3 protein-coding genes are annotated in these 4,665 nt (G+C 70.1%); 2 read left to right on the top strand and 1 reads right to left on the bottom strand.

Translation table 11 applies throughout. The features are described from left to right. Positions 1-331: 331 nt before the first annotated feature. The gene (gene nirB, locus AC31A1_RS47135) at positions 332-2,965 is read left to right on the top strand and encodes a nitrite reductase large subunit NirB (protein WP_489659216.1); all 2,634 of its coding nucleotides are present in this window, start codon (positions 332-334) and stop codon (positions 2,963-2,965) included. After that, a complete protein-coding gene (gene nirD, locus AC31A1_RS47130; RefSeq protein ID WP_489659215.1) occupies positions 2,962-3,330 on the top strand; it encodes a nitrite reductase small subunit NirD in 369 nt (122 codons plus the stop codon). The genes nirB and nirD overlap by 4 nt, the downstream gene beginning before the upstream one ends. A gap of 37 nt (positions 3,331-3,367) precedes the next feature. On the opposite strand, the gene AC31A1_RS47125 is transcribed toward nirD, so the two are convergent. After that, a partial coding sequence (locus AC31A1_RS47125; RefSeq protein ID WP_489659214.1) for an MFS transporter occupies positions 3,368-4,665 on the bottom strand: 1,298 nt, incomplete at its 5' end.

Below are 4,665 nucleotides of genomic sequence, written 5' to 3'. Positions count from 1 at the left end.
CGGGTGGTGGTCATGGTGCGTCCCCCTGCACATGAGGCGGCGTACGTGGAGTCGATGTACGTGTGTCGGCGCAGCCCGTGTGAACTGCTGTGAACCGATGTCTCCAGCTTTCCGCCGCCGCCCGGCGTACACGATGGTGCCTGCACGGAAGCGGGGGGTTCGGTTAACCCCACCTAACCCCACCGGCGCGGATCCGCCCTGGCCTCACACTCCACCCCCGGCGCGCACCCCGAACCCTCACACCCCCCACACGCTCCCGCTGAGGGCAGCGTTCCTCGCGGGAAACAGGTGGGATGCCAACGGGTAACACCGGCGTCGCAGGCTCCTGGACATGACCTCGAATCCGCGTGTGGTGCCCACCATCGTGCTCGTCGGCCACGGCATGGTCGGTCAGCGCTTCCTCGAAGCGCTCGCCGAGCGCGGCCTGACCGCCAACCACCGCGTGGTCGTGCTGTGCGAGGAACCCCGTCCGGCCTACGACCGCGTCCAGCTCACCTCGTACTTCTCGGGCCGTACGCCCGAAGAACTCTCCCTCACGGACGCGGAGTTCATCGCGGACCACGGGATCGAGCTGCACGTCGGCGACCCGGCGGAGACGATCGACCGGACGGCGAGGACAGTAACCGCACGCTCCGGTCTGACGGTCGAGTACGACACGCTCGTCCTCGCCACCGGCTCGTATCCGTTCGTGCCGCCGGTCCCCGGCAAGGACGCGGAGGGCTGTTTCGTCTACCGCACGATCGAGGACCTGCTCGCGATCGAGGCGTACGCCAAGTCGAAGGCGAAGGCGACGACCCGTGCGCCGACGGGTGCCGTGGTCGGCGGCGGGCTGCTCGGTCTTGAGGCCGCGGGCGCGCTGAAGGGGCTCGGACTCACCAGCCACATCGTGGAGTTCGCGCCGCGCCTGATGCCGGTGCAGATCGACGAGGGCGGCGGGGCCGCGCTGCTGCGCACCATCGAGGACATGGGCCTGACCGTCCACACGGGCGTGGGCACCCAGGAGATCGTGACCGGCGCGGACGGTTCGGTCACCGGCATGAAGCTGTCGGACGGTTCCCAACTCGCCACGGACATGGTGGTGTTCAGCGCCGGTGTCCGCCCCCGCGACCAACTCGCCCGCGCCTCGGGCCTGTCGGTCGGCGAGCGCGGCGGCATCGCGGTCGACGAGCAGTGCCGTACGGTCACCGACCCGCATGTGTTCGCGATCGGCGAGTGCGCGCTGGCGGCGGACGGCCGGGTGTACGGCCTGGTGGCGCCCGGTTACGAGCAGGCGGAGACGGCCGCCGCGACCATCGCGCGGGGCGAATCCGCCTTCACCGGCGCCGACTTGTCGACCAAGCTGAAGCTGCTCGGCGTGGACGTGGCGTCCTTCGGCGACGCGCACGGCGCCACCGCGGACTGCCTCGACGTCGTCTACTCCGACGCTCGGGCCGGCACGTACAAGAAGCTGGTGATAGGCCGGGGCGGCGAGCTGCTCGGCGGCATCCTGGTCGGTGACGCGGACGCGTACGGCACGCTGCGCGCGTTCACCGGGTCCGTACCGCCGGTCTCCCCCGAGCAGTTGGTGCTGCCGGCCGGTTCCGGGGGCGCCGTCCAGCTCGGTCCGTCGGCGCTGCCCGACGCCGCGGTCATCTGCTCCTGCCACAACGTCAGCAAGGGCGCGATCCGTGGCGCGGTGACGGACCACTCCTGCACGAGCGTGCCGGAGGTGAAGAAGTGCACCAAGGCCGGTACGGGCTGCGGGAGTTGCGTCAAGGTGCTCGGCCAGCTGGTCACCGCCGAGCTGGAGGCGAACGGCGTCGAGGTCGACAAGGGCCTGTGCGGCTGCTTCGCGCAGACCCGCGAGGAGTTGTACGAGATCGCCCTCGCGCTGCGGATCAACTCCCACCAGGATCTGCTGGATCGCTACGGCCGTGAGGGCGCCCGGGGTGGCGACGGCTGCGAGATCTGCAAGCCGACGGTCGCGTCGATCATCGCGTCCCTCGCCTCGACGATCGGCGCGAGCGGCTACGTCCTCGACGGCGAACAGGCGGCCCTCCAGGACAGCAACGACCACTTCCTCGCCAACTTGCAGAAGAACGGCTCCTATTCGGTCGTGCCGCGCGTCCCCGGCGGCGAGATCACCCCCGAGAAACTCATCGTGATCGGCGAGGTGGCTCGCGACTTCGGCCTCTACACGAAGATCACCGGCGGCCAGCGCATCGACCTGTTCGGCGCCCGGGTGGAGCAACTCCCGCTGATCTGGGCCCGGTTGGTGGACGCCGGCTTCGAGTCCGGCCACGCGTACGGAAAAGCGCTGCGTACCGTCAAGTCCTGTGTGGGGCAGACCTGGTGCCGCTACGGCGTCCAGGACTCGGTCCGGATGGCGATCGACCTGGAGCTGCGCTACCGGGGCCTGCGCTCCCCGCACAAGCTCAAGTCGGCGGTCTCCGGCTGCGCCCGCGAGTGCGCCGAGGCCCAGTCGAAGGACTTCGGGATCATCGCCACCGCCAACGGCTGGAACCTCTACGTCGGCGGCAACGGCGGCGCGACCCCACGCCACGCGGACCTGCTGGCGCAGGACCTGTCCGACGCCGAACTGGTGCGCCTGATCGACCGGTTCCTCATGTTCTACATCCGTACGGCCGACCGGCTGGAGCGCACGAGCGTGTGGCTGGAGCGGATTCCGGGCGGCCTCGACCACATCCGCGAGGTGGTCGTCGAGGACTCGCTCGGCATCTGCGAGGAACTGGAGTCGCTGATGTCCGCGCATGTCGCCGGCTACCGCGACGAGTGGGCCACCACCATCAACGACCCGGAGAAACTTTCCCGGTTCGTGTCCTTCGTGAACGCGCCCGACACCCCGGACCCGGTCGTCGGCTTCGTCCCCGAGCGCGAACAGATCAAGCCCGACCTGCCGTTGCTGACCATCGGTATGCGGCCCCAGCAGCCCGCAGACGTCCTGGAAGGAAGCGCCCAGCGATGACACTGGCTCCCGAGACGACCGACCTGAAGGTCCAACTCCGGCTCACCGAGGGCTGGTTCACGGTCTGCGACCTCAACCGGCTCACCCCCGGCCGCGGGGTGGCGGCCCTGCTGCCCGACGGCAGCCAGGTCGCCCTCTTCCGCGACCGCGCCGGCACCCTCTACGGCATCGACAACCGCGACCCGTTCAACGGCGCGGCGGTCCTCTCCCGCGGCCTGACCGGCACGCACCAGGGCCGCCCGTTCGTCGCGTCGCCGCTGCTCAAGCAGCGGTTCGACCTGATCTCCGGGGAGTGTCTGGACGACGCGTCGGTGCGGGTGGCGACGTACGAGGTGCGGGCGAGCCCGGTGACGCGCGAGCCGTAATGCCCCTTCGTCGCGAGGCGCACCACGGCTCCCCTCCTCACCGGATCCGGCGCGTACGCAGCGCGGTCGTCAGGGCGGCGGTGCTCAACACGGCCGTGGCCAGCAGGTAGTAGCCCGGCGCCACCGGCGAGCCGGTCACCTCGATCAGGGCCGCGGCGATCGTCGGGGTGAAGCCGCCGAAGAGCGCGACCGTCGTGTTGTAGCTGAAGGACAGGCCCGTCGCGCGGGCCCGGGCCGGGAAGACGTCGGCCATCACCGACGGCAGCGTGCCGAAGTACACCGCCTTGAGCAGGGCGAGGACGGTGGTGCACAGCGCGAGGGTGAGGAAGGACGGCGAGGCGTTGAGCCACAGGAAGAGCGGGACGACGCTCACGCCGATCAGCACCGCGGCCGGGATCATGATGCGCAGCCGGCCGTGGCGGTCGCCCAACAGCCCCACGAGCGGGGTGACGAAGGTCAGGACGGCACCGGCGATGAGCAGTGCCGTGAACGACAGCGAGGCGTCGACGCCCAGTTGACCGATGCCGTACGTCGGCAGGTACTGCAGCATGAAGTTCAGCGCCGTCGAGACGATCAGCGCGCCGCCGGCGATCAGCAGCCCGCCCCAGTGGTCGCGGAAGACCGACACGATCGGGGAGGGTTTCGGGGCGGCCGACTCCAACTCAGGTGCCAGTGCCGGGGATTCGTCCATGTAGCGCCGTACGAAATAGCCCACCGGGCCGACCAGCAGGCCGAACACGAACGGCACGCGCCAGCCCCACGAGGTCATCTGGGCGTCGGACAGCAGAGCCGTGAGACCCGCCGCGAAGCCTGCCGCGAGGAGGGTCGACAGGCCCTGGCCGGCGAACTGGAAGCTGCCGAGGAAGCTCTTGCGCCGCTCGTCCTGCTCGACCAGGAACGACGTCGCCGCCCCGAACTCGCCCCCGGCGGCGAACCCTTGGATCAACCGCGCGAGCACGATCCCCAGGGTCGACGCGATCCCGAGGACCGAGTATCCGGGCATCACCGCGAGCAGCAGCGTGCCGAGCACCATGAGCCGGATCGACAACACCAGTGCTTTCTTACGGCCGTTGCGGTCCGCATACGCGCCGAGCAGCAGCCCGCCGAGCGGCCGGATCAGATACGTCACGCCGAACACGGCGTAGGCCTGCACCAGTTGGACGCCGGGGTTGCCGCCGGGGAAGAACGTGCGGCCGATGTACGAGGCCATGAGCGCGTACAGGGCGAGGTCGAAGAATTCGAGCGCGTTGCCGATGGTGGCCGCCGCGATGGCACGTCGTGCGGTGGGGCGGCTCGGCGCACGGGTGTCGTCGGGGTGGGTGGACTGGATGGGCT

This window comes from Streptomyces sp. P5F9 (genome assembly GCF_057961495.1).
The sequence above is the reverse complement of the archived record's forward strand: the minus strand, read 5'-3'. Positions and strand labels throughout refer to the sequence as shown.